Annotated in this window: 33 protein-coding genes, 1 tRNA gene and 1 pseudogene; 4 read left to right on the top strand and 31 right to left on the bottom strand. The window is 61.3% G+C overall.

What is annotated here, in order from left to right:
* Positions 1-82 precede the first annotated feature (82 nt).
* A complete protein-coding gene (locus ACVC5H_RS04565) occupies positions 83-838 on the top strand; it encodes a hypothetical protein (RefSeq protein ID WP_489621205.1) in 756 nt (251 codons plus the stop codon).
* Positions 839-960: 122 nt separating this feature from the next.
* Here ACVC5H_RS04565 and ACVC5H_RS04560 read toward each other — a convergent pair.
* The 6 genes from ACVC5H_RS04560 to petA all read right to left on the bottom strand — a co-directional run bounded on the left by ACVC5H_RS04560 (position 961) and on the right by petA (position 5,185).
* Positions 961-1,036: transfer RNA gene (locus tag ACVC5H_RS04560), tRNA-Thr, on the bottom strand.
* Positions 1,037-1,061: 25 nt separating this feature from the next.
* Entirely contained in the window at positions 1,062-1,550 is a 489-nt protein-coding gene (locus ACVC5H_RS04555; protein ID WP_489621204.1) for a ClpXP protease specificity-enhancing factor, read from the bottom strand.
* Between the two features lie 119 nt (positions 1,551-1,669).
* Entirely contained in the window at positions 1,670-2,281 is a 612-nt protein-coding gene (locus ACVC5H_RS04550; protein WP_017453790.1) for a glutathione S-transferase N-terminal domain-containing protein, read from the bottom strand.
* A 98-nt stretch (positions 2,282-2,379) separates the two neighbouring features.
* Complete coding sequence (locus tag ACVC5H_RS04545; protein ID WP_338716615.1) at positions 2,380-3,144, bottom strand: cytochrome c1; 765 nt, start codon at positions 3,142-3,144, stop codon at positions 2,380-2,382.
* A gap of 23 nt (positions 3,145-3,167) precedes the next feature.
* The gene (locus tag ACVC5H_RS04540; protein ID WP_489621203.1) at positions 3,168-4,574 is read right to left on the bottom strand and encodes a cytochrome b N-terminal domain-containing protein; all 1,407 of its coding nucleotides are present in this window, start codon (positions 4,572-4,574) and stop codon (positions 3,168-3,170) included.
* 2 nt (positions 4,575-4,576) lie between these two features.
* Complete coding sequence (gene petA, locus ACVC5H_RS04535) at positions 4,577-5,185, bottom strand: ubiquinol-cytochrome c reductase iron-sulfur subunit (RefSeq protein WP_338716617.1); 609 nt, start codon at positions 5,183-5,185, stop codon at positions 4,577-4,579.
* A gap of 292 nt (positions 5,186-5,477) precedes the next feature.
* Here petA and mscL point away from each other — a divergent pair, with 292 nt between their 5' ends.
* Positions 5,478-5,915 (top strand): large conductance mechanosensitive channel protein MscL, encoded by a 438-nt coding sequence (mscL, locus tag ACVC5H_RS04530; protein ID WP_338716618.1) that lies wholly within the window; start codon positions 5,478-5,480, stop codon positions 5,913-5,915.
* A 71-nt stretch (positions 5,916-5,986) separates the two neighbouring features.
* On the opposite strand, the gene ACVC5H_RS04525 is transcribed toward mscL, so the two are convergent.
* On the bottom strand, positions 5,987-6,751 hold the full coding sequence (locus ACVC5H_RS04525) for a Nif3-like dinuclear metal center hexameric protein (protein WP_489621202.1): 765 nt from the start codon (positions 6,749-6,751) through the stop codon (positions 5,987-5,989).
* Positions 6,752-6,792: 41 nt separating this feature from the next.
* Between ACVC5H_RS04525 and ACVC5H_RS04520 the strand changes: the two genes are divergently transcribed.
* Positions 6,793-7,974, top strand: a complete 1,182-nt coding sequence (locus ACVC5H_RS04520; protein ID WP_489621201.1) for a Do family serine endopeptidase — start codon at positions 6,793-6,795, stop codon at positions 7,972-7,974.
* Between the two features lie 17 nt (positions 7,975-7,991).
* Complete coding sequence (locus ACVC5H_RS04515; protein ID WP_489621200.1) at positions 7,992-8,681, top strand: DUF2461 domain-containing protein; 690 nt, start codon at positions 7,992-7,994, stop codon at positions 8,679-8,681.
* Between the two features lie 81 nt (positions 8,682-8,762).
* Here ACVC5H_RS04515 and tatC read toward each other — a convergent pair whose 3' ends face one another.
* The 24 genes and pseudogenes from tatC to ACVC5H_RS04395 all read right to left on the bottom strand — a co-directional run bounded on the left by tatC (position 8,763) and on the right by ACVC5H_RS04395 (position 26,430).
* The gene (gene tatC, locus ACVC5H_RS04510) at positions 8,763-9,536 is read right to left on the bottom strand and encodes a twin-arginine translocase subunit TatC (protein ID WP_489621199.1); all 774 of its coding nucleotides are present in this window, start codon (positions 9,534-9,536) and stop codon (positions 8,763-8,765) included.
* Positions 9,537-9,578: 42 nt separating this feature from the next.
* Positions 9,579-10,103: a Sec-independent protein translocase protein TatB gene (gene tatB / locus ACVC5H_RS04505; RefSeq protein WP_489621198.1), complete on the bottom strand. Its 525-nt coding sequence runs from the start codon at positions 10,101-10,103 to the stop codon at positions 9,579-9,581.
* Between the two features lie 121 nt (positions 10,104-10,224).
* A complete protein-coding gene (gene tatA, locus ACVC5H_RS04500) occupies positions 10,225-10,428 on the bottom strand; it encodes a Sec-independent protein translocase subunit TatA (protein ID WP_338716625.1) in 204 nt (67 codons plus the stop codon).
* 71 nt (positions 10,429-10,499) lie between these two features.
* The gene (locus tag ACVC5H_RS04495; protein WP_489621197.1) at positions 10,500-10,880 is read right to left on the bottom strand and encodes a histidine triad nucleotide-binding protein; all 381 of its coding nucleotides are present in this window, start codon (positions 10,878-10,880) and stop codon (positions 10,500-10,502) included.
* Positions 10,881-10,927: 47 nt separating this feature from the next.
* Positions 10,928-11,266: a phosphoribosyl-ATP diphosphatase gene (locus ACVC5H_RS04490; RefSeq protein WP_069374928.1), complete on the bottom strand. Its 339-nt coding sequence runs from the start codon at positions 11,264-11,266 to the stop codon at positions 10,928-10,930.
* 116 nt (positions 11,267-11,382) lie between these two features.
* Positions 11,383-11,766 (bottom strand): annotated as a pseudogene (hisI, locus tag ACVC5H_RS04485) (phosphoribosyl-AMP cyclohydrolase); the annotation flags it as partial.
* Positions 11,763-12,527 (bottom strand): imidazole glycerol phosphate synthase subunit HisF, encoded by a 765-nt coding sequence (gene hisF, locus ACVC5H_RS04480; protein WP_017453776.1) that lies wholly within the window; start codon positions 12,525-12,527, stop codon positions 11,763-11,765. The gene hisF and the pseudogene hisI, both read right to left, overlap by 4 nt.
* Before the next feature lies 1 nt (position 12,528).
* Positions 12,529-13,326, bottom strand: a complete 798-nt coding sequence (gene hisA / locus ACVC5H_RS04475) for a 1-(5-phosphoribosyl)-5-[(5-phosphoribosylamino)methylideneamino]imidazole-4-carboxamide isomerase (RefSeq protein WP_489621196.1) — start codon at positions 13,324-13,326, stop codon at positions 12,529-12,531.
* A gap of 78 nt (positions 13,327-13,404) precedes the next feature.
* Entirely contained in the window at positions 13,405-14,043 is a 639-nt protein-coding gene (gene hisH, locus ACVC5H_RS04470; RefSeq protein ID WP_489621195.1) for an imidazole glycerol phosphate synthase subunit HisH, read from the bottom strand.
* Between the two features lie 63 nt (positions 14,044-14,106).
* A complete protein-coding gene (hisB, locus tag ACVC5H_RS04465; RefSeq protein WP_013235995.1) occupies positions 14,107-14,703 on the bottom strand; it encodes an imidazoleglycerol-phosphate dehydratase HisB in 597 nt (198 codons plus the stop codon).
* A 72-nt stretch (positions 14,704-14,775) separates the two neighbouring features.
* Positions 14,776-15,882 (bottom strand): histidinol-phosphate transaminase, encoded by a 1,107-nt coding sequence (gene hisC / locus ACVC5H_RS04460; RefSeq protein WP_489621194.1) that lies wholly within the window; start codon positions 15,880-15,882, stop codon positions 14,776-14,778.
* Positions 15,863-16,696 (bottom strand): DNA-methyltransferase, encoded by an 834-nt coding sequence (locus ACVC5H_RS04455; RefSeq protein WP_489621193.1) that lies wholly within the window; start codon positions 16,694-16,696, stop codon positions 15,863-15,865. The genes hisC and ACVC5H_RS04455 overlap by 20 nt, the downstream gene beginning before the upstream one ends.
* 1 nt (position 16,697) lies before the next feature.
* Positions 16,698-18,014 (bottom strand): histidinol dehydrogenase, encoded by a 1,317-nt coding sequence (gene hisD, locus ACVC5H_RS04450; protein ID WP_489621192.1) that lies wholly within the window; start codon positions 18,012-18,014, stop codon positions 16,698-16,700.
* Positions 18,015-18,054: 40 nt separating this feature from the next.
* Positions 18,055-18,705, bottom strand: a complete 651-nt coding sequence (gene hisG / locus ACVC5H_RS04445; protein ID WP_134223469.1) for an ATP phosphoribosyltransferase — start codon at positions 18,703-18,705, stop codon at positions 18,055-18,057.
* 25 nt (positions 18,706-18,730) lie between these two features.
* Positions 18,731-19,987: a UDP-N-acetylglucosamine 1-carboxyvinyltransferase gene (murA, locus tag ACVC5H_RS04440; protein WP_489621191.1), complete on the bottom strand. Its 1,257-nt coding sequence runs from the start codon at positions 19,985-19,987 to the stop codon at positions 18,731-18,733.
* A gap of 9 nt (positions 19,988-19,996) precedes the next feature.
* A complete protein-coding gene (locus ACVC5H_RS04435; protein ID WP_008332475.1) occupies positions 19,997-20,233 on the bottom strand; it encodes a BolA family protein in 237 nt (78 codons plus the stop codon).
* Positions 20,234-20,280: 47 nt separating this feature from the next.
* On the bottom strand, positions 20,281-21,045 hold the full coding sequence (locus tag ACVC5H_RS04430) for an ABC transporter permease (RefSeq protein WP_008332476.1): 765 nt from the start codon (positions 21,043-21,045) through the stop codon (positions 20,281-20,283).
* Complete coding sequence (locus ACVC5H_RS04425; protein WP_489621190.1) at positions 21,042-21,953, bottom strand: ABC transporter ATP-binding protein; 912 nt, start codon at positions 21,951-21,953, stop codon at positions 21,042-21,044. The genes ACVC5H_RS04430 and ACVC5H_RS04425 overlap by 4 nt, the downstream gene beginning before the upstream one ends.
* 329 nt (positions 21,954-22,282) lie before the next feature.
* Entirely contained in the window at positions 22,283-22,576 is a 294-nt protein-coding gene (locus ACVC5H_RS04420; protein WP_489621189.1) for an STAS domain-containing protein, read from the bottom strand.
* A gap of 56 nt (positions 22,577-22,632) precedes the next feature.
* Positions 22,633-23,274, bottom strand: a complete 642-nt coding sequence (locus tag ACVC5H_RS04415; RefSeq protein WP_489621188.1) for an MlaC/ttg2D family ABC transporter substrate-binding protein — start codon at positions 23,272-23,274, stop codon at positions 22,633-22,635.
* Between the two features lie 279 nt (positions 23,275-23,553).
* Positions 23,554-24,294: an MlaA family lipoprotein gene (locus tag ACVC5H_RS04410; protein ID WP_489621187.1), complete on the bottom strand. Its 741-nt coding sequence runs from the start codon at positions 24,292-24,294 to the stop codon at positions 23,554-23,556.
* Positions 24,295-24,299: 5 nt separating this feature from the next.
* Complete coding sequence (mlaD, locus tag ACVC5H_RS04405) at positions 24,300-24,776, bottom strand: outer membrane lipid asymmetry maintenance protein MlaD (RefSeq protein ID WP_489621186.1); 477 nt, start codon at positions 24,774-24,776, stop codon at positions 24,300-24,302.
* A gap of 74 nt (positions 24,777-24,850) precedes the next feature.
* The gene (mlaE, locus tag ACVC5H_RS04400) at positions 24,851-25,630 is read right to left on the bottom strand and encodes a lipid asymmetry maintenance ABC transporter permease subunit MlaE (RefSeq protein WP_489621185.1); all 780 of its coding nucleotides are present in this window, start codon (positions 25,628-25,630) and stop codon (positions 24,851-24,853) included.
* Positions 25,627-26,430: an ABC transporter ATP-binding protein gene (locus ACVC5H_RS04395; RefSeq protein WP_489621184.1), complete on the bottom strand. Its 804-nt coding sequence runs from the start codon at positions 26,428-26,430 to the stop codon at positions 25,627-25,629. Before ACVC5H_RS04395 ends, mlaE begins: the two co-directional genes overlap by 4 nt.
* Positions 26,431-26,667: the final 237 nt, after the last annotated feature.

Below are 26,667 nucleotides of genomic sequence, written 5' to 3'. Positions count from 1 at the left end.
AGGCGACAGTTTCCTGCCAATAGTCCGTTTACACAAAATTATGTACAGGCCCATTCTAGCAATCGACACGATGAGAGCTAGCATGGGCATGGAAATCACACATTTTGTGTGGGAACTGTTTAAAGTCGTCGTCGGCCCGTTCATAGGTGCTACTTTAGCTTTCAGCTATAACCGGCGAATGCAAGACGACCGCCGCCAAGAAGAAGAAGCCGCCGAAGTCTACGGCGCCGCCGCCTCGATACGAGCAATGTATATTGATTTTCTGCGTTATCGTCGAGCCATTCATGATGCCGCAGCATACAGAGAAGAGATTCATCGACAATTCGAAGGGGTGGCACCTATTTGGACATATGCATCACGCATGGTCTTCACCTTCAGTTCTGCCGGCGCGGCCGATCTCAAGGCCTTGCAATTCCTGAATGCAAACGCGGAGGGGCGCAATGCATTTGCAAGCTACCAAGACGTAATCAAAGTCTATAAGGAGTTAGAAACTGCCGACTCACTGCTGTCACCTGTAGTCGATGCAATTCAGGACAAACTTGAGAGGATCGAACAAGTCGATTGGGAAAGGGACAGTGAGGCTATCGGATCTCGACTCACGAACAACGTCAGCGATTTGTATCTGGCATTGTTAATCCGCTTGGATTACGAGCGCTTCTATGTCCAAGCATACAAAGACCTAGAAAGAGTGGCCTCGGAACATTATCCACATATGGAGCTAGAGCCAATTTTGGAACCACCCCAAGGATTCAGGCGGGTAGACCTGAAAGAGTTGCCTCAAATAGTCGCTAACGCACTGGCAGAGGCGCGGGAAACTCGGGGCGTCCCACTTCCCTAATCGGCGTGCTCCCAAATGCGATTGATTTTAAGCAATATTCGCTAAGTGCATAAATTGCGGAGCAAAAACATAATTGCGGAGCAAAATAAAAAGGCTCTCCAGTCGGAGAGCCTTTTAAATACTGGTGCTGGCTGCAGGACTTGAACCCGCCACCCCCTGATTACAAGTCAGGTGCTCTACCAGATGAGCTAAGCCAGCAAAAACTTCAGCCGGCGATTATAGCCTACTTGATGCGCGTGAGTACAGGACGCCCACCCTTTTTCGGAGGTTCCGGGTCGTCATCGCCTTTGTCACTACCTTCGGCAGGCTTCTTTTCGGGCTCCGAGACAGGAACTGACGACAGCACCGGCGCACCGCTTTCCTGCTCAGGCGCCTGTTGCGCCTCTTCGGCCGTGGCCGGCGCAGGCGCTTCGAATGCCATGCCCTGGCCGTTCTCGCGGGCGTAGATCGCGATCACGTTTTCCACCGGGATCAGAATATCGCGCGAAACGCCACCAAAACGGGCGCTGAAGTGAATGTTGTCGTTCTCCATCTTCAAGCCGCTGGTGGCCTCGAAGCTGATGTTGAGGACGATCTCGCCATTCTTGACGAATTGCATCGGCACCCGGGTGCGGCTGTCGACGACCACCGCAATGTGCGGCGTGTAGCCATTGTCGGTGCACCACTCGTAGATGGCGCGCAGCAAATAAGGCTTGGTGGAGACTTCTGGCATGACTGGTGTGATGTGCGATGCGCTCGTAAAACGCATCTGCCGGCAAGGCCGGGGTGGAACTGCAATCTGGACGACTTGCCGCTGCGCCGCCACCGAAGCGACAGCGCAGCGGGTACGGCTTAACGGCGCATGACCTTTTCGGACGGGGTCAGGGCTTCGATGTAGGCAGGACGCGAGAAGATGCGCTCGGCGTACTTCATCAGCGGCGCGGCCGTCTTGGACAGCTCGATGCCATAGTGATCCAGGCGCCACAGCAGCGGGGCCAGGGCCACGTCCAGCATGGAGAACTCGTCACCCAGCATGTACTTGTTCTTCAAGAACAGCGGTGCCAGCTGGGTCAGGCGGTCACGGATCTCGTGGCGGGCCTTTTCCTGGTTCTTCTCGGCAGCCTTGGACTTTTCATTTTCCAGGGTGTGCACGTGAACGAACAATTCCTTCTCGAAGTTGAACAGCATCAGGCGCGCACGGGCACGCATGAGCGGGTCAGCCGGCATCAACTGCGGGTGCGGGAAGCGCTCATCGATGTATTCGTTGATGATGTTCGATTCATACAGCACCAGGTCACGCTCAACCAGAATGGGCACCTGGCCATACGGGTTCATGACCGAGATATCTTCCGGCTTGTTGAACAGGTCAACGTCGCGGATCTCGAAATCCATCCCCTTCTCGAACAGGACGAGGCGGCAACGTTGCGAAAATGGGCAGGTCGTGCCCGAGTAGAGAACCATCATTTTTTCAGAGCCCTAAAAACAAAAGGGGGGCGAGACGCATAACGCTCACCCCGATACGCAATTCCGCAAAAACTGCGCGGATACGTGATTGTACGTTTTTACTTGATGTTCTTCCAATAGGACGCGTTCAAACGCCACGCCAATACCGAGAAGAGACCCAGGAACAACAGCACCCAGACACCCAGCCGCTTGCGCGTATTCTGCGCCGGCTCACCCATCCATTGCAAATAAGCAACGAGATCGGCGACATTGTTGTCATATTCCGCCGTGCTCATCTTGCCAGGCTTGACTTGTTCGAAGCCGGCAAACTTGTGGATGGTCTTGTTCGCGTCGTGAGGATCCTTCTCTTCCACGAACTTGGCCTTGCGGATACCTTGCAATTCCCACAACACATGCGGCATGCCAACGTTGGGGAACAGCATGTTGTTCCAGCCAGTGGGACGGCTGTCGTCCGTATAATAACTGCGCAGGTAGGTATAAATCCAGTCCGGACCGCTGCCCGCCTCCGATGCCCGCGCGCGGGCGATCACGGAGAGGTCGGGCGGCGTGGCACCGAACCAGGCCTTGGCGTCTTGCGGCGACATCGAAATCTTCATCAGATCGCCGACCTTTTCCCCACTGAACATGAGGTTGTCCTTGATCTGCTCTTCGGTCAGGCCGATGTCGCGCAGTCGGTTGTAGCGCATCGAGGAAGCCGCGTGGCAATTCAGGCAATAATTGACGAACAGCTTGGCACCATTTTGCAATGCAGCAACGTCCTTGGTACGGTCCGGGGCGCGGTCCAGCGGGTAACCCCCTTCGTTGGCGCAGGCCAGCGCCGGCAGCAGGGCCAGCGCGGCAATCACTTTCTTGAGCAATGTCATGTTCTTGTCCTTTGGCGGCTGGCTTAGTGCGGGTGGTAGACGACGCGCTCGGGGACCGGCTTGAAGGTGCCGGCAGCACTCCACCACGGCATCAGCAGGAAGAAGCCGAGGTAGATGAAGCTGCACACCTGCGAGACGGTGGTGCCGATGGCCGTCGGCGGTTGCACGCCGAGGTAGCCGAGGATGACGAAGGCAATGCCAAAGACCAGATACACGTATTTATGCCAGCTCGGGCGATAGCGGATGGACTTGACCTGCGAATGATCCAGCCACGGCAAGCCGCCCAGGATCACCACCGACAAGCCCATCAGGACCACGCCCCAGAACTTGGCATCGAAGACCAGCATGCCGGCGATGACGGCCAGGCCGATCACGATGGCCACCATCTTCAGCTTGGCCGTCAGGCGCGACTTGAACACCAGCAGCGCCACATAGGCCGCCACACCGGCGATGAGCCAGCCCATGAAGTCGGCCGTGGTGGCACGCAGGATCGAGTAGAACGGGGTGAAGTACCAGACCGGGGCGATGTGCAGCGGTGTCTTGAGCGAATCGGCCGGGATGAAGTTGTTGTACTCCAGAAAGTAGCCGCCCATTTCCGGGGCAAAGAAGATCACTGCCGAGAACACCAGCAGGAAGATCGAGACACCAAAGATGTCATGCACCGTGTAATACGGATGGAACGGCACGCCATCCAGCGGCACGCCGTTCTCATCGGTCTTTTCCTTGATTTCCACGCCGTCCGGGTTGTTCGAGCCCACTTCGTGCAGCGCGATGATGTGCGCCGCCACCAGGCCGATCAGCACCAGCGGAATGGCGATCACGTGGAAGGAGAAGAAGCGGTTCAGGGTAGCGTCGGAAACGACGTAATCGCCGCGGATGAGCAGCGACAGGTCAGGGCCGATGAAGGGAATGGCACCGAAAAGGTTCACGATCACCTGTGCACCCCAGTAGGACATCTGGCCCCAGGGCAGCAGGTAACCGAAGAAAGCTTCACCCATCAGGCACAGGAAGATACCCACGCCGAACAGCCACACCAGTTCGCGCGGCTTGCGGTAAGAGCCATACAGCAGGCCCCGCAGCATGTGCAGGTAGACCACGATGAAGAAGGCCGAGGCGCCGGTGGAGTGCATGTAACGCACCAGCCAGCCCCAGGGCACGTCGCGCATGATGTACTCGACCGAGGCAAAGGCCAGGTTGGCATCGGGCTTGTAGTGCATCACCAGGAAGATGCCGGTGACGATCTGGATCACCAGCACCAGCAAGGCCAGGGAGCCGAAGATGTACCAGAAGTTGAAGTTCTTCGGTGCGTAGTATTCGGAAAGATGGGCTTTCCAGGTGGCCGTCAGCGGAAAGCGCGCATCGACCCAGTTAAGCGCCTTGGCCGCGACGGGCGCGTCCTCAGGCAGCTTCTTTTCGTGAAATGCTCCCATGATCAGGCCTCCCCTTTCTCGTCCTTGCCGATAACGAGCTTGTTTTCTCCTTCAAACATGTAACGCGGGACTTGCAGGTTGTCCGGCGACGGTTTGTTCTTGTAGACGCGACCAGCGAGGTCGAAGGTGGAGCCGTGGCAGGGGCACAGGAAGCCGCCATGCCAGTCGTCCGGCAGCGAGGTCTGCGGGCCGCTCTGGAAACGGGAGCTGGGCGAGCAGCCGAGGTGCGGGCAGATGCCGACCACCACCAGGATGTCCTTGCGTACCGAACGCCACTCGTTGAGCGCGTAATCGGGCGTCTGGGAGAAATCGGTGCGCTTGGAATTGGGATCGGCCACTTCGCCATCGGTCTGCTTCAGGGAAGCGATCATCTCGGGAGTACGCTTGAGAATCCAGACCGGCTTGCCGCGCCACTCGACGGTGCGCATTTCACCGGGAGCCAGTGAAGAAATATCCACTTCCACCGGTGCGCCCGCTGCCTTGGCGCGTTCAGAAGGTTGCAGGGTGGAGACGAATGCTCCAGCGGTGGCCAAACCCGCTACACCTCCGGCCGCACAAGTCGCAACAAGCAAACCTCGTCGACTCGCGTCGACCTGATTCTCGTCAGTCATAAAGACCCCAATCTCCAAATGTAAGTTAGCGTGGACCTTCTAAGTGACCCTCATGCAACTTTTCGATTATATATAAGCTGAATAGGGTTTTGTAGCTAACGGCCGGTATGGTACAGGCTTGTGAAAATGAACATTTGACGCAGCGCAACCCCTTGTCAATCTGCTCTCGTTCTCGGTTTTTTTGCAGTGCGGCGTCAGTGCTTGTCCGATTTACTTTTCCTGACGGGCAGGATATAACGCGTTGTAAGCCCGCCTCATGTTTAAACAGCAACTTTCAAAGGAGAAACCAGGGATGAGCATGCTCAAGGACTTTCGCGCCTTCGCGATCAAGGGAAACGTGGTCGACCTGGCCGTCGGTGTCATCATCGGCGGAGCCTTCGGCAAGATCGTCAGCTCGCTGGTCGAGGATATCATCATGCCCATCGTCGGCAAGATCTTCGGTGGCCTGGACTTCGCCAACTATTATCTGCCCCTGAACGGACAAGCCTACGGCCTGCCGCTGGCCGAAGCCAAGAAGGCCGGTGCGGTGTTCGCTTACGGCAACTTCCTGACCATCTTCATCAACTTCCTGATCCTGGCCTTCATCATCTTCCAGATGGTGCGCGCCATCAACAAGGCGCGCGACCTGGCTTCCAAGCATGAGGAAGCCACCCCCGCCGCACCCGCGCCGACGCCGGAAGACGTGCTGCTGCTGCGCGAAATCCGCGATGCGCTCAAGAAGCAGGACTGACGGCTGCCCTGCCCGAGAATCCTTCACATAAGGTAATTCAGGTATGAAGCTTAAAGCGTTGCAGCCCGGCGTCATACCGGATTGTCGATGTCGATGAAGCGATGCTCGATACCGAAATGCGCAGCCACATGCTCACCCAGCGCCTGGATGCCGTAGCGCTCGGTGGCGTGGTGGCCGGCAGCCAGATAGACGGTGCCGGTCTCGCGCGCCAGATGCACGGTCGGCTCTGAAATCTCGCCGCTGATGTAAGCCGTGGCACCGGCCTCGATGGCATCCCCCAGCATGCCCTGCGCTGCGCCCGTGCACCAGGCGACCTGGCCGATGGGCTGATGCGGGTCGCCGATGAGCAGCGGCATGCGGCCCAGGCGCTTTTCGATCAACATCGCCAGGTCGGCAGCGGTCTTGACCGAAGGCGCATGGCAGCGACCGATCCAGCCGATGTCGTTTTCGCCGAAACGGCCGCTGGCGTCGAAGTCGAGCCGCTTGGCCAGCTGGGCATTGTTGCCCAGCTCGGGATGCGAATCCAGCGGCAGGTGATAGCCAAACAGATTGATGTCATGGCCGAGCAGTAACTTAAGTCGCCGCTGCTTCTGCCCGATCACGCGCATATCTTCACCGCGCCAGAAGTAGCCGTGATGCACCAAGATGGCATCGGCCTGCCACGCCACTGCCGCCTCGATCAGCGCCAGGCTCGCAGTCACGCCGCTGACCACGCGCCCAATGGTGGTGCGCCCTTCCACCTGCAAGCCGTTTGGGCAATAATCGCGATATTGCGCCGCGCTAAGCGTCTGCCCCAGATAGACTGCGAACTCGTTTCTGCTAATGTGGCGGGTCATCTCTTCCTCATCCGATTTCAAATCAAAACCAAGAATTCTTTATGCGACGTTTATGGCTGTTGTTTGCCCAGACCGTGACAGTGGGTCTGGCAGTGTGGTTCATTGTAGCGACCTTGAAGCCGGACTGGCTGTCCGGATCCTTCACTTCGCGCGCACGCCCTGCCCAGTCCACGATCCAGATGCAGGAAGCCACGCCCGCCGCGCCCGCCCTGGACTCTTACCGCCATGCGGCGCGCCAGGCCATGCCCTCGGTGGTCAATATCTTCACCACGACCGAAGCGCGCCCGCAGAAGAGCCCCTTCCAGAACGATCCCTTCTTCCGCAAGTTCTTCGGCGACCAGTTCGACGAGCAGCAGCAGGATGACAAGCAATCCAGCCTGGGTTCGGGCGTGATCGTCAGCCCGCAGGGCTACATCCTGACCAACAACCACGTGGTGGAAGCGGCCGACAAGATCGAAGTGGCCCTGGCCGACGGCCGCAAGGCCAGCGCCAAGGTGGTCGGCATCGATCCCGAGACCGACCTTGCCGTCATCAAGATCGACCTGCCAAACCTGCCCGCCATCACCCTGGGCCACCCCGAAAACAGTTCGGTGGGCGACGTCGTGCTGGCCATCGGCAACCCCTTCGGCGTGGGCCAGACGGTGACCATGGGCATCGTCTCTGCGCTGGGCCGCAATCACCTGGGCATCAACACCTTCGAAAACTTCATCCAGACGGATGCGGCCATCAATCCCGGCAATTCCGGTGGCGCGCTGGTCGATACCAACGGCAACCTGCTGGGTATCAACACGGCGATCTACTCGCGTACCGGCGGCAACCTCGGCATCGGCTTTGCGATCCCGATGTCCACCGCCAAGACCGTGATGGAAGCCATCATCAGCCACGGCCAGGTGGTGCGCGGCTGGATCGGCGTGGAGCCGCAGGACATCACGCCGGAACTGGCCGAGAGCTTCGGCCTGGGCAAGAAGACCGGTGCCATCATCGCCGGCGTGCTCAAGGGTGGCCCGGCCGACCGCGCAGGCATGCGTCCGGGCGACATCCTGGTCAGCATTGACGACAAGCCCGTGGCCGATACCACCGAGATGCTCAACGTCATCGCGCAACTCACGCCCGGCCAGCAGACCGCCATGACGGTGCTGCGCAAGTCGCAGGAGACCAAGCTGAACATCACCGTGGGCAAGCGTCCGCCGCCGCCCAAGAACGATGATGCCGACGAAGAATAAGCGAGGAGAGACCATCCATGCACGTGCGTGACCTGATCCAGTTCCTGGGGGAACTGTCCGAAAACAACAACCGCGCCTGGTTCGTCATGAACAAGCCGCGCTATGACATCCTGCGCGAGGAATTCCTGGCGCTGACCATCAAGCTCATCGCCGAGATCAGCAAGTTCGATCCGGCCATTGCGGGTTGCAATCCGAAGAAGGCGCTGTTTCGCATCAACCGCGACATGCGCTTCTCGCACGACAAGCGCCCCTACAAGACCCACTTCTCGGCCGCCATCACCGCCAGCGGCCTGAAAAAGCCCAGCCAGGGCGGCGGTCCGGCCTACTACTTCCACATCAACGAAGCCGGGCAGCTGCTCATCGCCGGTGGCGAATATCTGCCGCCGACGCCGCGCCTGCGTGCCATCCGCAATCGCGTGGTCGAGGATGCTGCAGGCTTCACCAAGATGCGCAAGAACAAGAAGCTTGTGGCGACTTATGGCGATCTGCAGGAAGAAGGCAAGCTGCAACGCCCGCCCAAGGGCTTCGATCCCGACACGCCCAATATCGAATACGTGAAGCTGAAGAGCTTCATCGTCTGGACCGAAGAGGATATCCGCAAGAAGATTCCCGCCGACCTCGGCAAGCAGGTGCTGGAAGGATTCAGGGATGCCTATCCGCTGGTGCAATGGCTACGCGAGATTCCGCTGGTGACCAGCGAGGAATGACCGGGCCGCCTGTTGCCTCCTCCAAAAACGACAAAGCCCGCTCATCATCGAGCGGGCTTTGTTTTTTGCCGGAAAGTTTGTTTATTCGGACGACACCGAACTGCTGGGCTCGGCATCCGGCGCACGCGTGGCACGCTCGAAGATCGGCGCCACCAGCAGGCCCACTTCATAGAGCAGCACCAGCGGCACGGCCAGCATCAGCTGGCTCATCACGTCCGGCGGGGTGACCACGGCCGCGACGATGAAGGCGGCGACGATCACGTAGGGACGGATCTGCTTGAGCTTGGACAGCGGCACCAGGCCCATGCGCACCAGCACGATCACGATCACCGGCACCTCGAAGGTCACACCGAAGGCCACGAACATGGTCAGCACGAAGTCGACGTAGCTGTCGATATCCGGCGCCACCGAGACCGACTTGGGCGCGAAGTTGTTGATGAACGGGAAGACCACGCCAAAGACGAAGAAGTAGCAGAACGCTACCCCGGTCACGAACAGCAGCGAGGACGAGATCACCAGCGGCGCGATCAGGCGCTTCTCGTGGGCATACAGGCCCGGCGCGACGAAGGCCCAGAGCTGGTACAGCACCCAGGGCAGCGAGATCAGCACCGCCACCAGCATGGTGACCTTGATGGGGATCAGGAAAGGCGTGATCACGCCCGTGGCGATCATCTTGCTGCCGGCAGGCAGCGCGTGGATCATCGGCGCGGCCAGCACGTCGAAGATGTGGGCCGCAAAGGGCATCAGGCACAGGAACACCACCAGCACCACCGCAGCCGCCTTGACGATACGGCTGCGCAATTCGATCAGGTGCGAGATGAAGGTGTCTTCGGCCTGGGTGTTTTCTTCAGCCATGGGGTCGGTGCATTCTGATGAAGTGAGACGCGCTGCGCCAGATTAGAAGAAACCGGCCGACTTGCCGGTGCCGACCGGACGGCGGTACTTGGCCACGCGGGCCGAGGCCGAGATCACACGGGTCTTGTGGCCGCTCTGGTTCTTGTACCAGGCCGGCACCCCGGTGGTGCGCGAGAGCTTCTTGCGACGGAAGGCCTTGGCCTTGATCGCCAGCAGGGAGGGATCGGGCGTGCGGGTCCAGCTGCCGCCCGCACTGGCGCTGTCGGAACTGGAAGAATCGTCGCCGCCGTTCCAGGCGTCATTGATCGATGCTTCCGTCTCGGACATGCTCTTGTGAATGCTGTTGCTGACGTCGCTGGCAGCATCCTGCACGTCCTTCTGCATCTTGCGCAGCTCGTCGAGTTCCATCTCGCGGCTGACTTCGGACTTGACGTCGTTGATGTAGCGCTGGGCGCGGCCGAACAGGGTGCCGGCCATGCGCGCCACCTTGGGCAGGCGCTCGGGGCCGATCACGACCAGCGCGACCACGCCAATCAAGGCCAGCTTGGTAAGGCCGATATCAATCATGAGTCTGTGTGGACATTAAGAGGACAACGAGGGCGCGCATGCGCTTGAAGACGGGAATGCCCGCAAGCAAACACGAAGCGGGCCATGCAAACCCGCCAGGCAGGACTGGCGGGCGGCCTGATCAGCTGCCGGACTTGTCCTTTTCCTTGGCCTGCACATCGATGGCCACATCCTTCTTCTCTTCCTCGGCGCCCTTGACGCCATCCTTGAAGCCCTTGACTGCCTTGCCCAGGTCGGAACCCATGTTGCCGAGCTTCTTGGTGCCGAAGACCAGCATCACGATCACCAGAACAATCAGCCAATGCCAAATACTGAACGAACCCATTCTCTTCTCCTAAGCGGACATCCCTGCCCTGTGTACAAGTGAAACCTGCCAGCCCCCGGGCCGGCGAATCCTTATTGTTGCACGAACCGTACCCGCCAGGGATGCGGACCGCCAATCACGTGCATGTGCAGATGGTACACCTCCTGGCCGCCATCCGGTCCGGTGTTGATCAGGGTCTTGAAACCGCCGGTGGGCTTGCCTTCGGCGTCCAGTCCATAGCCGCAGCCCTGCTCGGCCGCCAGGCGCGGCGCCAGGGCCAGCATCTTGCCCAGCAGGGCGGTATGTTCGGCGGTGCAATCGGCCAGCGTTGCCACATGCTTGCGCGGCACGATCAGGAAATGCACCGGCGCGGCCGGGTTGATGTCGCGGAAGGCGATCAGGTCCTCGTCCTCGTAGATCTTCTTCGAGGGAATCTGGCCTGCAGCGATCTTACAGAAAATGCAATTATCCAAAGCCGTACTCCTGGGAAACAAGGGGGAATGGAAAGACAGGCAGAAGGTCAGTCCTTGCGGGCCGCCTTTTCTTCCAGGCCGGAGAGACCTTCGCGGCGCGCCAGTTCATTGAGCACGTCCTGCGGGCTCAGGTCGAACTGCGCCAGCAGGACCATGGAATGGAACCACAGGTCAGCACACTCGTAGAGCACCTTGGACTTGTCACCCGAGACGCGGGCATCCTTGGCGGCCATCACGGTTTCGGTGGCTTCCTCGCCGATCTTCTTCAGGATGGCATCGTCGCCCTTGGAAAACAGCTTGGCGACGTAGGATTTCTCGGGATTGCCGCCATTGGCCAGCTTGCGCGACTCGATGACCTCGGCCAGGCGCTTCAGGGTTTCACTCATGATGGGGTCTTGTCACTGTCGACGGGCTTGGGGATGCTCTTGCGCACGCGCTTGGGCTTGGCGGCCGGTTCGGCCTGCGCGGCGGCCACGGGTCCGCCACCGGCACCGGGCTGCAGATCCTTCAGGACCGGCTCGACGGTCACCCATTCGCCGCTGTCGGCGCTGCCCTCGAACTTCTGGAAGAAACAGGAATGGCGGCCGGTATGGCAGGCGATGCCGGCGACCTGTTCGACCTTGAGCAGCACCACGTCTTCGTCGCAGTCCAGGCGGATTTCATGCACCTTCTGGAAATGACCAGATTCTTCACCTTTGTGCCAAAGTTTCTTGCGCGAGCGGCTCCAATAGACCGCCTGGCCGATCTCCACGGTGCGCGCCAGCGCCTCGCGGTTCATCCAGGCGAACATCAGCACGTCATTGCTGCCAACTTCCTGGGCGATCACCGGCACCAGGCCGACTTCATCCCATTTGACCTTGTTGAGCCATTTGGCGCTGATGCTCATGCCAGCCTCATGGAAATGTTCTGGTCGGCCATGAAGCGCTTGGCTTCCTGCACGGTGTGCTGGCCATAGTGGAAGATGCTGGCCGCCAGCACCGCATCGGCTTTGCCCTTGGTGATGCCGTCGGCCAGGTCCTGCAGGCCGCCCACGCCACCCGACGCAATCACGGGAATGCTGACCGCTTCCGAAACCGCACGGGTCAGATCGAGGTCGAAACCGCTCTTGGTGCCATCACGGTCCATGCTGGTCAGCAGGATTTCGCCCGCACCCAGCTGCGCCATCTTGCGCGCCCATTCGACGGCATCCAGGCCGGTGGCATTGCGGCCACCGTGGGTGTAGACCTCCCACTTGCCGTCACCGGCGCGCTTGGCGTCGATGGCCACCACGATACATTGGGAGCCGTACTTGTTGGCCGCATCGGCCACCAGCTGCGGATTGGTCACGGCCGAGGTATTGATGCCCACCTTGTCGGCACCGGCATTGAGCAGACGGCGCACATCTTCCACCGCGCGCACGCCGCCCCCCACGGTCAGGGGAATGAAGACCTGCGAAGCCACGGCTTCGATGATGTCCAGGATCAGGTCGCGGCCGTCGGAGGAGGCGGTGATATCGAGGAAGGTCAGCTCATCGGCGCCCTGCTCGTCATAGCGGCGCGCGATTTCAACCGGATCGCCGGCATCGCGCAGCTCCAGGAAGTTGACGCCCTTGACCACGCGACCTGCGGTCACGTCCAGGCAAGGGATGATGCGTTTTGCAAGGGCCATGTTATTTGCTGCCGGACAGGCGGTTGGCTTCCAGTTCGCGCGTCAGTTCATCCGCACGATCCTGGCCGCTGCGCAGGTCCAGCGTACCTTCGTAGATGGAACGGCCGCAGATGACGGCTTCGATGCCTTCATCCTCGACCCGGCACAGCGCCTCGACGTCGCCCACGTTGTGGACGCCGCCCGAAGCGATGATGGGAATGGTCACCGCCTGCGCCAGGCGCACGGTGGCCTCGATATTGACGCCGCCCATCATGCCATCGCGGCCGATGTCGGTGTAGACGATGGCTTCGCAGCCATAGCCTTCGAACTTCTGCGCCAGGTCCACCACTTCGTGGCCGGACAGCTTGCTCCAGCCATCGGTAGCGACCTTGCCGTCCTTGGCATCCAGGCCGACGATGATCTGGCCGGGGAAGGCGCTGCAGGCATCATGCAGGAAGCCGGGGTTCTTCACCGCGGCAGTACCGATGATGATGTAGGACAGGCCATCGTCCAGGTAGCGCTCGATGGTATCCAGGTCGCGGATACCGCCACCCAGTTGCACCGGGATTTCCTCGACCTCGTTTTCCTCGGCGAAGCGGGCGACGACTTTCAGGATGGACTTCACCGCGGCCTCGTTCTTGGGCTTGCCGGCGAAGGCGCCGTTCAAGTCCACCAGGTGCAGGCGGCGCGCGCCCTGCTTGAGCCAGTGCAGGGCCATTTCCGCCGGATCTTCGGAGAAAACGGTGGCTTGTTCCATATCACCTTGTTTGAGGCGTACGCAATGACCGTCTTTCAGGTCGATGGCGGGTATGAGCAGCATGGCTAGGGGATGACTAGTCAGTAAAAAAGAAGGGTTGGCGACGCTCTGCGGCGAAGTTCTTGCCGGAAAGGCAAAAAATCAAGGTTTCCAGTGTACGAAATTCCGATACAGCTGCAAACCCGCCGAGGCACTTTTTTCCGGGTGGAACTGGGTTGCAAAGATATTATCGCGTGCCACGGCACAAGCGAAATCACGACCATACGGCGTCTGGCCAACGACGTGCGACGCATCGGCCGGGACGGCGTAATAGCTGTGGACAAAATAGAAGAAGGCGGTATCGGCGATGCCTTCCCACAGCGGGTGGGCGCTGGTCTGGTGCACATGGTTCCAGCCCATCTGCGGCACCTTGAACAGCGATCCATCGTCCTGGCGCACGCCTTCGAGCTCGAAGCGCACCACCTTGCCGGGCAGCAGGCCCAGGCCGGGGGTGTCGCCTTCTTCACTCCAGTCGAACAGCATCTGCTCGCCCACGCACACACCGAACAGCGGCTTGGTGCGGGAGGCTTCGAGCACGGCATCCTGCACGCCGGATTCACGCAGGCTGCGCATGCAATCGGGCATGGCGCCCTGGCCGGGCAGGACCACGCGGTCAGCGGCGCGGATATCGGCGACTTCGCCGGAGATGCGCACGTCGGCTTCGGGCGCGACATGGCGCAGCGCCTGCGCCACCGAGCGCAGGTTGCCCATGCCGTAATCGACTACAACAATTTTATTCATGGCGACATTGAACGGTGCTCGCGCACCGGGAAACCCAGATGATGTTTAGCGATACCCTGCGATTTACAGGCTGCCCTTGGTGGACGGAATCGTACCAGCAGCGCGCGGATCGAGTTCGACGGCCATGCGCAGCGCGCGGCCGAAGGCCTTGAACACCGTCTCGGCCTGGTGGTGGGCATTCACGCCACGCAGGTTGTCCACGTGCAGGGTCACCTGCGCATGGTTGACGAAACCATGGAAGAACTCGCTGGTCAGGTCCACATCGAAGGAACCGATCATCGAGCGGGTAAAGGGAATGTGGTATTCCAGGCCGGGACGGCCGGAGAAATCGATCACCACGCGCGAGAGTGCTTCATCCAGCGGCACGTAGGCATGGCCGTAGCGGCGGATGCCCTTCTTGTCGCCGATGGCCTTGGCAAAGGCCATGCCCAGGGTGATGCCCACGTCTTCCACCGTATGGTGCGCGTCGATGTGCAGATCGCCCTTGGCGTGGATATCCAGGTCGATCAGGCCATGGCGGGCGATCTGGTCCAGCATGTGGTCCAGGAAAGGCACGCCGGTATCCAGCTTCTGCTGGCCGGTGCCATCCAGATTGATCGCAACGCGGATCTGCGTCTCGTTGGTGTTGCGGACGACTTCCGCGGTTCTCGGTGTAGACATGGTAGAGGTTAGACGGGTTCTATCGTTGGGTAATGCCTGGTGCCAGCTTGCCTGGGCGCGAGCGTACATCCTTCAATGCTCGCGCAGTGCCTCTTTCAGGGCCGTCAGGAAGATGGCGTTTTCTTCATCTGAACTGACGGTAATGCGCAAACAGTTTTGCAGCAATACGTGCATTCTACCGACATTTTTGACAAGTACCCTGCGCGCCAGCAAGGCGGCGCAGACTTTATCGGCATCCGGGACGCGAATCAAGATGAAATTGGCCGCCGAGGGGAATACTTCCACCCCCTCCAGCGCCGCCAGTTCAGCCGCCAGCACCCCGCGCGCTTCACGCAGCTGCGCCGCCTGCGCCTCCAGCACCGGCAAGTGCTCCAGCACGAACAACGCTGCCGCTTCGGTAAGCACGTTGACGTTGTAGGGCGGGCGCACCTTGTCCAATTCGCGCAACAGGGCCGGGGCCGCCGACAGGTAGCCCAGCCGGATGCCGGCCAGTCCCAGCTTGGAGACGGTGCGCATGACCAGCAGATTGTTGTGCTGCGGCAATGCCGGCATCAGCGTCGAGGCGGCGAAGGGCTGGTAAGCCTCATCCACCACCACCAGCCCGTACGGAGCAGCGGCCTCGATGATGCGCAGCACGTCAGCCATCGGATAGAGCGTGCCGGTCGGATTGTTGGGATAGCCCAGCCAGGTGATGACCGGCTGGTGCTCTTCGATGGCAGCCAGCATGGCCGGCAAGTCCAGCGTGAGGTCCGCGCGCAGCGGCACGCCCACATAGTTCAGTCCGGCCATCGCTGCCGAGATGCCGTACATGACGAAGCCCGGTTCCGGCGCCAGGACAGTACGCCCCGGAATCGCGCAAGCCACCGAGAGCATGGTGATGAGCTCATCGGAGCCATTGCCCAGCAAGACGTCATAACCGGACGGCACGCCGAGCTGCGTGCAGATGGCCGCCTTGAGCCGGGTATAGGACGGCACCGGATAACGGTTGAGCTCCAGCGCGGCCAATCGCTGCGCCAGTTCCTCGCGCAGCGCAAGCGGCAACACGTAGGGATTCTCCATTGCATCGAGCTTGACCAGCCCTTCGGCCGAGGGCACGTGATAGGACTGCCAGCCACGCACCACGGGACGGATCACATTGGCAAGCAGTTGGTCCACGGTCTCAGGCTTGGAGGGATTCATCGTCTTGACTCACAGGGGCCGGCGCGTCGAGGGCATCGATACGCTGGCGGATCAGTTCGCAATAATCGGGATTGAGTTCGAAACCGGTGAAGTGCCGCCCGCAGCGCCGCGCCGCGACGGCCGTGGTGCCGCTGCCCATGAAGGGATCAAGCACCACACCACCCGGCGGGCAGGAGGCCTTGACCATGCGCTCCACCACTTCCAGCGGCTTTTGCGTGGGATGGTCGGCGCGCTCCTTGTGCTCGCGGTGCAGGCGCGAGACGCTCCACACATCCTTGGGGTTGTAGCCCATCTCCAGCCACTTGGCGCCGACGAAGATGGAGCGTGAGCGCGCCTTCTTGGTCTGGGCATCGTAGGGAATGCGGATGGCATCGAGGTCGAAAAAGTAATCCTTGGCGCGCGCGAAGAAACCGATGGTGTCATGCACCGACGAATAACGCCGGGTGCTGCCGCCCATCGAGGGCACGCGACGGTCCCAGATGATCTCGTTGACCATGGTCATGCGCTGCTTCAACATCACGAAGATCTCCGGCGAATTGCGCCAGGTCAGGAAGATGTAGAGGCTGCCATTGGGCTTCAACTTGGGCAGCGCGGCATCGACCCATTGCTCGGTCCAGGCCAGGTAGGCGGCGGTATCGAGCTTGTCGGAATCGTTGCCGTAATCCTTGCCCAGCCCATACGGCGGATCGGCGATCAGCAGATCGACACTGCCATCGGGAATGCGCGCGAGACCAGCCTCGACGGCCAACGCGTCCTCGCAAAAAACGCGGTCCAGCCAGCCGGCGCCTGCGAGGGAGTCGGTGGCGGAGGTCATGTCACTTCTTCAGGCGCAATTCGGCCGAGCGCGCGTGCGCCTGCAAACCTTCGCCATAGGCCAGTTCGGCGGCGATCTTGCCCAGCGTCTGCGCGCCCTCTTCCGACACGCGGATGACGCTCGAACGCTTCTGGAAGTCATACACGCCCAGGGGCGACGAGAAGCGCGCCGTGCGCGAGGTCGGCAGCACGTGATTGGGACCGGCGCAATAATCGCCCAGCGATTCGGAGGAGAAACGGCCCAGGAACATCGCACCGGCATGACGGATCTGGTCAGCCCACTGCTGCGGTTCCTGCGCGGAAATTTCCAGGTGCTCGGCGGCGATCATGTTGGCGATCTCGCAGGCTTCCTCCATGTCGCGCACCTTGACCAGGGCGCCACGGTCGGTCAGCGAGGTGCGGATCACGTCCTTGCGCGGCATATCTTCCAGCAGGCGGTTGATCGAGGCTTCCACCTTGGCGATGTAGTCGGCGTCGGGGCACAGCAGGATGGATTGCGCCAGCTCATCGTGCTCGGCTTGAGAGAACAGGTCCATGGCGATCCAGTCCGGATCGGTAGCACCATCGCAGATCACCAGGATCTCGGAGGGACCGGCGATCATGTCGATGCCGACCACACCGAACACGCGGCGCTTGGCAGCAGCGACGTAGGCATTGCCCGGACCGACGATCTTGTCCACCTGCGGGATGGTGGCGGTGCCATAGGCCAGTGCGCCCACGGCCTGCGCACCACCGATGGTGAAGACGCGATCCACGCCGGCAATGGCGGCGGCGGCCAGCACCAGTTCATTCTTCACGCCATCCGGAGTCGGCACCACCATGATGACTTCCTGCACGCCGGCCACCTTGGCCGGGATCGCATTCATCAGCACCGATGACGGATAAGCCGCCTTGCCGCCCGGCACGTAGATACCCACGCGATCCAGCGGTGTGACCTTCTGGCCCAGTTCGGTGCCATCGGCTTCCCGATAGAGGAAACCATCGGAGCCGCATTCCTTCTTCTGACGCTCATGATAGGCGCGCACGCGATCAGCGGCAGTCTGCAGCGCATGGCGGCGTGCCTCGGGCAGCCCGGCCAGCGCTGCTTGCAGCGCGTCCTTGCCGATCTCAAGGCCGGCCACGGAAGCGGCCTGCACGCGGTCGAAGCGCTGGGTATATTCCAGGACGGCGGCGTCACCGCGCGCCTTCACGTCGGCCAGGATGGTGGCCGCAGCGCGGTCGATGGCTTCGTCCTCGCTGGCTTCGAAGGCCAGCACGGCCGACAGCTTGTCACGGAAGCCGGCATCGGCGGAATCGAGTTTTCGGATGGCAATGCTCATGGTCTCACCTGCTCTGCGAGGATGTCTGGGATCGTGGGAATTACTTGGCCTTGGAAGCCTTCTCGAAGGCATCGAGAATCGGCTGCAGGCGCTCGCGCTTCAACTTCAGCGCGGCCTGGTTCACCACCAGGCGCGAGGAGATGTCGATGATGTGCTCGACTTCCACCAGCTTGTTGGCGCGCAGCGTACCGCCAGTGCTGACCAGATCGACGATGGCATCCGACAGGCCCACCAGCGGGCCCAGTTCCATGGAGCCGTACAGCTTGATCAGGTCCACGTGCACACCCTTGGCAGCGAAGTGCTCGCGCGCGGTATTGACGTACTTGGTCACCACGCGCAGGCGCGCACCCTGGCGCACTGCACTGGCGTAGTCGAAACCTTCCTGCACCGCCACCGACAGGCGGCACTTGGCGATGTTCAGGTCGATGGGCTGGTACAGGCCTTCGCCACCATGTTCCATCAGCACGTCCTTGCCGGCCACGCCGAAATCGGCCGCGCCGTATTGCACGTAGGTCGGCACGTCCGAGGCGCGCACGATGATCACGCGCACGTCGGGGTCATTGGTGGGCAGGATCAGCTTGCGCGAGGATTCCGGATCCTCGGCCACGGTGATGCCGGCGGCTTTGAGCAGCGGCAAGGTCTCTTCGAAAATACGGCCCTTGGAGAGCGCCAGCGTCAGTTGTTGGGTCATGATGGTGTGCTTTTTCTGGAATCCGTCAAACTTGCTTGATGCGTTCGATATCCGCGCCGATGGCCGACAGCTTGGCTTCCATGCGGTCATAGCCACGGTCGAGGTGATAAATGCGCTCCACCACCGTCTCGCCCTGCGCCGCCAGGCCGGCGATGACCAGCGAGGCCGAGGCGCGCAGGTCGGTGGCCATCACGGGAGCACCGATGAATTTTTCCACGCCGGTAACGATGGCGGTATTGCCTTCCACATCGATAGCCGCGCCCAGGCGATTCAACTCCTGCACGTGCATGAAGCGGTTTTCGAAAATCGTCTCGGTAACGTGGCTGGTGCCTTCGGCCAGGCAATTCAGGGCCATGAACTGCGCCTGCATGTCGGTCGGGAAGCCCGGATATTCGGTCGTGCGGAAGCTTACCGCCTTGGGACGGCGCGCCATCTGGATGCGGATCCAGTCCTCGCCCGTGGTGAGGATGGCACCGGCTTCGCGCAGCTTGTCCAGCGCGGCATCCAGCAATCCCGCGCGGGTACGGCGCAGGGTGACGTCACCGCCAGTGGCCGCGACAGCACACAGGAAGGTGCCGGTCTCGATACGGTCGGCGATGACTTCATGCTCGGCGCCGTGCAGCTTGTCCACGCCCTGGATCACCAGGCGGTCGGTGCCGATGCCCTCGATCTTCGCGCCCATCTTCACCAGCAGGTTGGCCAGGTCGCCCACTTCGGGTTCGCGCGCGGCGTTTTCCAGCACGGTCTCGCCCTCGGCCAGCACGGCGGCCATCAGCAAGTTCTCGGTACCGGTGACGGTGATCATGTCGGTGACGATGCGCGCGCCCTTCAGGCGTTTGGCCTTGGCATAGATGTATCCGGCTTCGATATGAATTTCCGCGCCCATCGCCTGCAGTCCCTTGATGTGCTGGTCCACCGGACGTGAACCAATCGCACAGCCGCCGGGCAGCGACACCTTGGCCTGGCCGAAGCGCGCCAGCAAGGGGCCCAGCACCAGGATCGAGGCGCGCATGGTCTTGACCAGTTCATAGGGCGCTTCGGGGCGGGTGATGTCATTGCCGTTCAAGACCAGCTGCTCGCCGTTCTCGCGTACGCGCAAGCCCATCTGGGTCATCAGCTTGGTGATGGTGGCCACGTCCTGCAGGTGCGGCACATTGGAAAGCACCAGGTCGCCATCGGTCAGCAGGCCCGCGCACAGGATAGGCAGCGCGGCATTCTTGGCACCGGAAATGGTGAGGTCACCGGAGAGGCGCTTGCCGCCACGGATCAAAAGCTTGTCCATCGTGTTGCCTTATTTCTGGAATTCTTCGGGAGTCAGGGTCTTCATCGACAGCGCGTGAATTTCTTCGCGCATGCGGTCACCCAGCGCGGCATAGACCAGCTGGTGACGCTGGATCAGGCGCTTGCCGGCGAATGCCTCGGCGACGATGACGGCGGTGAAGTGCTGGCCATCGCCCTCCACTTCGAGGTGCTGGCACTCCAGGCCGGCGGCGATGTAGCTTTTGACGAGTTCAGGTGTGGGTAGCATGTTGAGGCTCTTCACGGGAATGGGGGAGATGGCAAGTCGCAGCGTGTTCAATGCGAACCGGCGCGCAGCTTGTAGCCGCTCTTGAGCATGCGCACGGCCAGGGTAGACAGCGCCACGAAGAACACGGCGACGATACCGAGGCTGGTCATGGGAGGGATGTCGGACTGGCCGAAGAAGCCGTAGCGAAAGCCATCGATCATATAAAAAAACGGGTTGAAATGCGATACCGCCTGCCAGAACGGGGGCAGCGAGTGTATCGAATAGAACACGCCGGCCAGGAAAGTCAGCGGCACGATCAGGAAATTCTGGAACGCGGCCAGCTGGTCGAACTTCTCGGCCCAGATACCGGCGATCAGCCCCATGGTGCCCAGGATGCCTGCGCCCAGCAGGGCAAACACCAGGATCCACAGCGGCGCCACGAAGTCCAGGTGGCCGAACCACGCGGTCACCACGAACACGCCCGCGCCCACCATCAGGCCGCGCACCACGGCCGCCAGCACGTAGCCGCCGAACAGTTCCCAGTGCGACAAGGGCGTCAACAGCACGAACACCAGGTTGCCGGTGATCTTGGACTGGATCAGCGAAGACGAACTGTTGGCAAAGGCATTCTGCAACACGCTCATCATCACCAGGCCCGGCACCAGGAAGCCGGTGTAGTTCACCCCCGGATAAACCTGCACGCGATCCTGCAGCACATGGCCGAAGATCAGCAGATACAGCAGGGCCGTGACGATGGGCGCGGTGATGGTCTGGGTGGCGACCTTCCAGAAGCGCAGGATTTCCTTGTAGAACAGGGTACGGAAGCCAATCATTTTTCATCTCCCATGATCTGGATGAAGACGTCTTCCAGGTCGGCCTGCTGCAACTGCAGATCGTCGATCTCCGCGCCCGAGGCGCGCAGCGTGGCCAGGATGGGTTCGACTTCCTTGTAGTCCGTCACGCGCAGCGTGAATTTATTGCCCGACAACAGCTCTTCCGGATGGGTGACCAGCGCCTTCAAGCCATCGGGCAGGCTACCGCGCTTGAGGCGCAGCAGCATCTGCGAACCGGAGATGCGGCGGATCAGCCCCTCGGTCGAATCCAGCGCCACCACCTTGCCGAACTTCAGCATGGCGATGCGGTTGCACAGGGCCTGGGCTTCTTCCAGGTAGTGCGTGGTCAGCACGATGGTATGGCCTTCGCGGTTCAGGCGTCCGATGAATTGCCACAGGGTCTGGCGCAGTTCCACGTCCACCCCGGCGGTCGGTTCATCGAGCACGATCACGGGCGGCTTGTGCACCAGCGCCTGGGCCACCAGCACGCGCCGCTTCATGCCGCCGGAGAGCGCGCGCATGTTGGTATCGGCCTTGTTGGTGAGGTCGAGGTTTTCCATCACCTCGTCGATCCACTTGTCGTTGTTGGTCAGGCCGAAATAGCCGGACTGCATGCGCAAGGTCTCGCGCACGGTGAAGAAGGGATCGAACACCAGTTCCTGCGGCACCACGCCCAGGTTCATGCGGGCGCCGCGATAGTCGCTCACCACGTCATGCCCGTGGATGGTGACCGAGCCCGAATCGGCCCGGTTCAGCCCGGCGATGATGGAAATGAGCGTGGTCTTGCCAGCGCCATTGGGGCCGAGCAGACCGAAGAATTCACCTTCTTCGATCGCCAGCGACACCCCGCCCAGCGCCTGCAGGGACTGGTAGCGCTTCTTGATGTCTGTGATTTGGAGAGCGGCCATTGCCTCGCCCGTTCAATACGTTACTTGCCAGAAATAAATAAGGAGGCAGGAGTTCCACCGGGGAATCCGCTGTCCGCCTCGCCCTGGCTACGTCAGGCGCTCCGCTGGGGAGGCGTGCAAGCGCAGCCATGTTGTCGTTGTGCTATGGGAATAGCGTGGTGTTTCGGTATTGCAGACCGGTGGGATACGGCATGGGCGGAAAGGAAAACCGCCGTCAACGCTGCCAGCGCGCCTGCAAAACCTTCGATTATAGGGGAATTCGATATTCCGGGCCGCCCGGGCACGGGCTTCCCGGCGCCCGGGAGACCGGACCAGAGGGGAGAAAGCGATCAGTGATGTCGATCGGTAGCGGAGGTCGGCGCGGCTGCGCCTTGCAGCAAGGCGCTCACGCCGTACAAATCGGCCAGGCTTTGCAGGTTGGCCGGCAAGGCACCGAAGTCCAGCGCCGCGCCACGGCCGGCAGCGGCGCGCCGCCAGGCCAGGAGCGTGGCCACGGCCGAGGAATCGACCACCGCCACCTCGCTCACGTCGATGCTGGCCTGGCCGGCGGCGATGGCCGAGAGGCCCTCGCGCAGGACCGTGCTGGCATTGGTGAAAGTCAGCGAGGCGCCGGGCTTGAACATGATGCGCTCTTTCGGATCAGTGGTCGGGTGTGGATGGCGATGAACGGTGACGGCGATTACTTCTTGCCGTTGCTGCGTGCGGCCAGTTGCTGGTTCTTGTCTGCCAGGGCCTTGATCAGGCCGTCGATGCCGCCCTTGCTGATCTCGTTGGCGAAGGTGCCGCGATAGGCTTCCACCAGCCAGGCGCCCAGCACGTTGACGTCATACAGCTTCCAGCCGTCGGGCTTCTTTTCCAAGCGATAGCTCAGCTGGATCGGCTCGCCGCCACGGGCGGAGATCACCTGCGAGTTCACTTCCACTTCGGTATCGGTCGGGGCAGCGCGCAGCGGCTTGAATTCGATCTTCTGGTCACGCACCTGCGACAGCGCGCCGGAATAGGTGAACACCAGCAGGCTGCGGAACTGGGTGATCAGCTGCTTCTGCTGGTCCGGCGTGGCCTGGCGCCAGTAGCGGCCGGCGGCCAGTTGGGTCATGCGTTCGAAGTCGACGTAGGGCAGGATCTTCTGCTCCACCAGTTCCATGATGCGGTTGTTGTTGCCGGACTGGATGTCCTTGTCGTTCTTGGCGGTATCCAGCACTTCCGAGCTGATGCGCTTGACCAGCGCATCCGGAGCTTCCTGGGCCGAAGCAGCGCCCGAGAAGGCGAGCGCGGGAACGGCGAAGGCGGCGATGGCAAAAAGTTTGGTAAGCATCTTCATAAGTCAGTTTCCATTCGAGTCAGCAGAAGGCGCCGGGGCTGCACGGGTGCCGTCGCAATGACGGGCGTGCAGCACAAGCAGGAGCCGGCATGTCCTTCGAAGCCCGCCCGGGAGCGGGGTTCCCGCGCCGTCACAGTTCGGCACGGATGTTACAGATTGCGCAGCACAGGCTGCAGGGAATACGTAGAGTGCGCAGATTGGGCAGTTGCGCCGCATTTCAAGGCCACGGCTCCCCGGCGGGCGGCGTGGCCTGTGCGGCCTTCCCTTGCCATCCAGCCATCAGGGCTTGATGGTTTCTTCCTTCTGCTCACGGCTGCCACCGGCAGCGCCGTTGATCTGGCTCTGGCGGCGCTGCAGGTAGGCGTCGCGCACGAAGTCATACTTGTCCAGCGCGGCGTCTTCCAGCAGGGTCGAGGCGTCCAGCAACTGGGCGCGGCGGTCGACGATACGTACCACCGTACCGACGTTGCGCCAGCGGGTCGGACGCTTGTAGGTCCACAGGTCGCCGTAGAAATCGACCGGCAGGCCGGCAGTATCACGCACCGTGGACGGACCAAAGAACGGCAGCACCACGTAAGGACCGGAGCCTACGCCCCAGCGGCCCAGGGTCTGGCCGAAGTCGGATTTCTCGCGCGGCAGGCGGGCTTCGGTCGCCACGTCCAGCACGCCGCCCAGACCGAAGGTGGTGTTGATTGCCACGCGCATGAAGGTCGAGACACCCTGCTCGATCCGGCCCTGCAGCAGCTGGTTGATGGATGACCAGACATCGCCGAGGTTGCCGAAGAAGTTGCCCACGCCATGCTGGACCGGGGTCGGCACCACGGTGTCATAGGCTTGCGCGGCCGGCTTCAGGGCCACGCGGTCCAGCGTGTCGTTGAAACTGAACATGCTGCGGTTGAAGCCTTCCAGCGGATCATTCGGATTGCTGTTGGTGCTGGCGCAGCCGGTCAGGGCGGCGGCCGCCAGGGCGAAGGCGCCGAGGCGTCCTGCGTTGGCGGTGCTGATGGTTTTTTTATTCATTTGATTCATTTGGAATCATCCTTTCCCTCTGCCGCTTTGCTGTACAGGAATTGACCGATCAGGTTTTCCAGCACGATGGCGGATTGCGTCATCTTAATCGTATCGCCCGAGGCCAGGTTAGCAGTATCGCCGCCCGGCTCGATGCCGATGTATTGTTCACCCAACAGACCCGAAGTAAGAATCTTGGCCGAGCTGTCCTTGGGGAATTTGTAGCTGGCGTCCATGTTCAGCGTGACCACGGCACGGAAGGTCTGGTCATCGAAGCGGATCGAATCCACCCGCCCCACCACCACGCCGGCGCTCTTGACGGCCGCACGCGACTTCAGGCCGCCGATGTTGTCAAAATTTGCCTTCAGGGCATAGGTCTTCTGGCCGAACGACATCGAGCTCATGTTACCGACCTTGAGCGCCAGGAAAGCCAGTGCAGCCACACCGGCCAGCACGAAGATCCCGACCCAGGCATCCAGAGATTTACGTTGCATATTGAACCCTTTTTCAACCCTTTTATTCACATCGTTGCGCCCTCACCGGGCGCTTGTCCAAGCATTGCGGCCGATCAGCTGAACATCAGTGCAGTCAGCAGGAAATCCAGGCCCAGCACGGTGAGCGAGGCGATCACCACGGTCCGGGTGGTGGCGCGGGCCACGCCTTCGGGCGTAGGCTGCGCTTCATAGCCCTGGAACAGCGCCACGAAGGTCACCGCCACGCCGAAGACGATGCTCTTCAACACGCCGTTGGCGACGTCGCTCCACAGATCGACCCCGCCTTGCATCTGCGACCAGAACGCCCCTTCATCCACCCCGATCAGCAGCACGCCGACCACATAGCCGCCCAGCACACCCACCGCACTGAAGATGGCTGCCAGCACCGGCATGGCCACCACACCGGCCCAGAAGCGCGGGGCCACCACGCGTTGCAGCGGGTTCACGGCCATCATTTCCATGGCCGACAGTTGCTCGCCCGCCTTCATCAGACCGATTTCGGCGGTCAGCGAGGTCCCGGCGCGCCCGGCAAAGAGCAGTGCCGTCACCACCGGCCCCAGTTCGCGGACCAGCGACAAGGCCACCAGCAGGCCCAATGCCTGTTCCGAACCGTACTTGTTGAGCGTGTAATACCCTTGCAGACCCAGCACGAAGCCCACGAACAGGCCCGACACCGTGATGATCACCAGCGAATAGTTGCCGATGAAGTGGATCTGGTCGGTGATCAGGCGCGGCCGGCGCAGCAGGCCCAGCGAGGCACCCAGCATGTTGATGAACATGCGCGCGGCAAAGCCCACGCCGACCACCAACTCGCGCAGGCTGCGGCCCAGGCCGCTGACGAAGTTGACGATCATGCGCCACCTCCCAGGCCCAGATCCTCGGCCAGCGACTTGCCGGGATAATGGAAGGGCACCGGGCCGTCAGCCTGGGCATGGACAAATTGCTTCACATAGGGATCGGTGGATTCACGCATCTCTTGCGGCGTCCCTTGCGCCACGATCTTGCCGGCCGACAGGAAATACACATAGTCGGCAATGGCGAAGGATTCATTCACATCGTGCGACACCAGGATCGAGGTCGAGCCCAGTGCATCATTGAGCCGGCGGATCAGGTTGGCCGTCACGCCCATGGAAATCGGATCGAGCCCGGCGAAGGGTTCGTCATACATGATCAGCGCCGGGTCCAGCGCGATGGCCCGTGCCAGCGCCACGCGGCGCGCCATGCCGCCGGAGATCTCGGCCGGCTTCAACGAGGCGGCGTTGCGCAGGCCCACGGCGTTGAGCTTCATGAGCACCAGGTCACGGATGAGCGCTTCATCCAGATCGGTATGCTCGCGCAGCGGGAAGGCCACGTTGTCGAACACCGTCATGTCGGTAAACAGCGCGCCGTTCTGGAACAGCATGCCCATCTTGCGGCGCAGCAGATACAGTTGCCTGGTCGCCAGCGAGGGCACGTTCTCGCCATCCACTTCCACCTTGCCCTGCTGCGGCTGCAACTGCCCGCCGATCAGGCGCAGGATGGTGGTCTTGCCGGATCCGGAACCGCCCATCACCGCCACCACCTTGCCGCGCGGGAAGTCCATATGCAGACCGGTCAGAATGGGCCGGTCGCCATAGCGGAAATGCAGATCGCGGATTTCGACGATATTAGTCAAAGGGATTCTTTGAGGTCTTGGGAAAACCGACATTGTAGAGCAAATTTTACAAATCGCTTTCAAGAAGGCAATACAGCCTGTAAATCACGGCCGCCGAAAAGCGCCGTTCTTAACAAGTTGCATGCATGTTCACTACAAATAACAACTATTTCCAGCAACCAACTTGATGACGAACGAGTCAGTTAAATATTGCATTGGTAAATAATTTCTCATTGCGTGGTGTGCCTGCAACGAAAT

This window comes from Herbaspirillum sp. Her3 (assembly GCF_057961275.1).
Note: the sequence above shows the minus strand (reverse complement) of the source record. Positions and strands in the feature narration are given on the sequence as shown.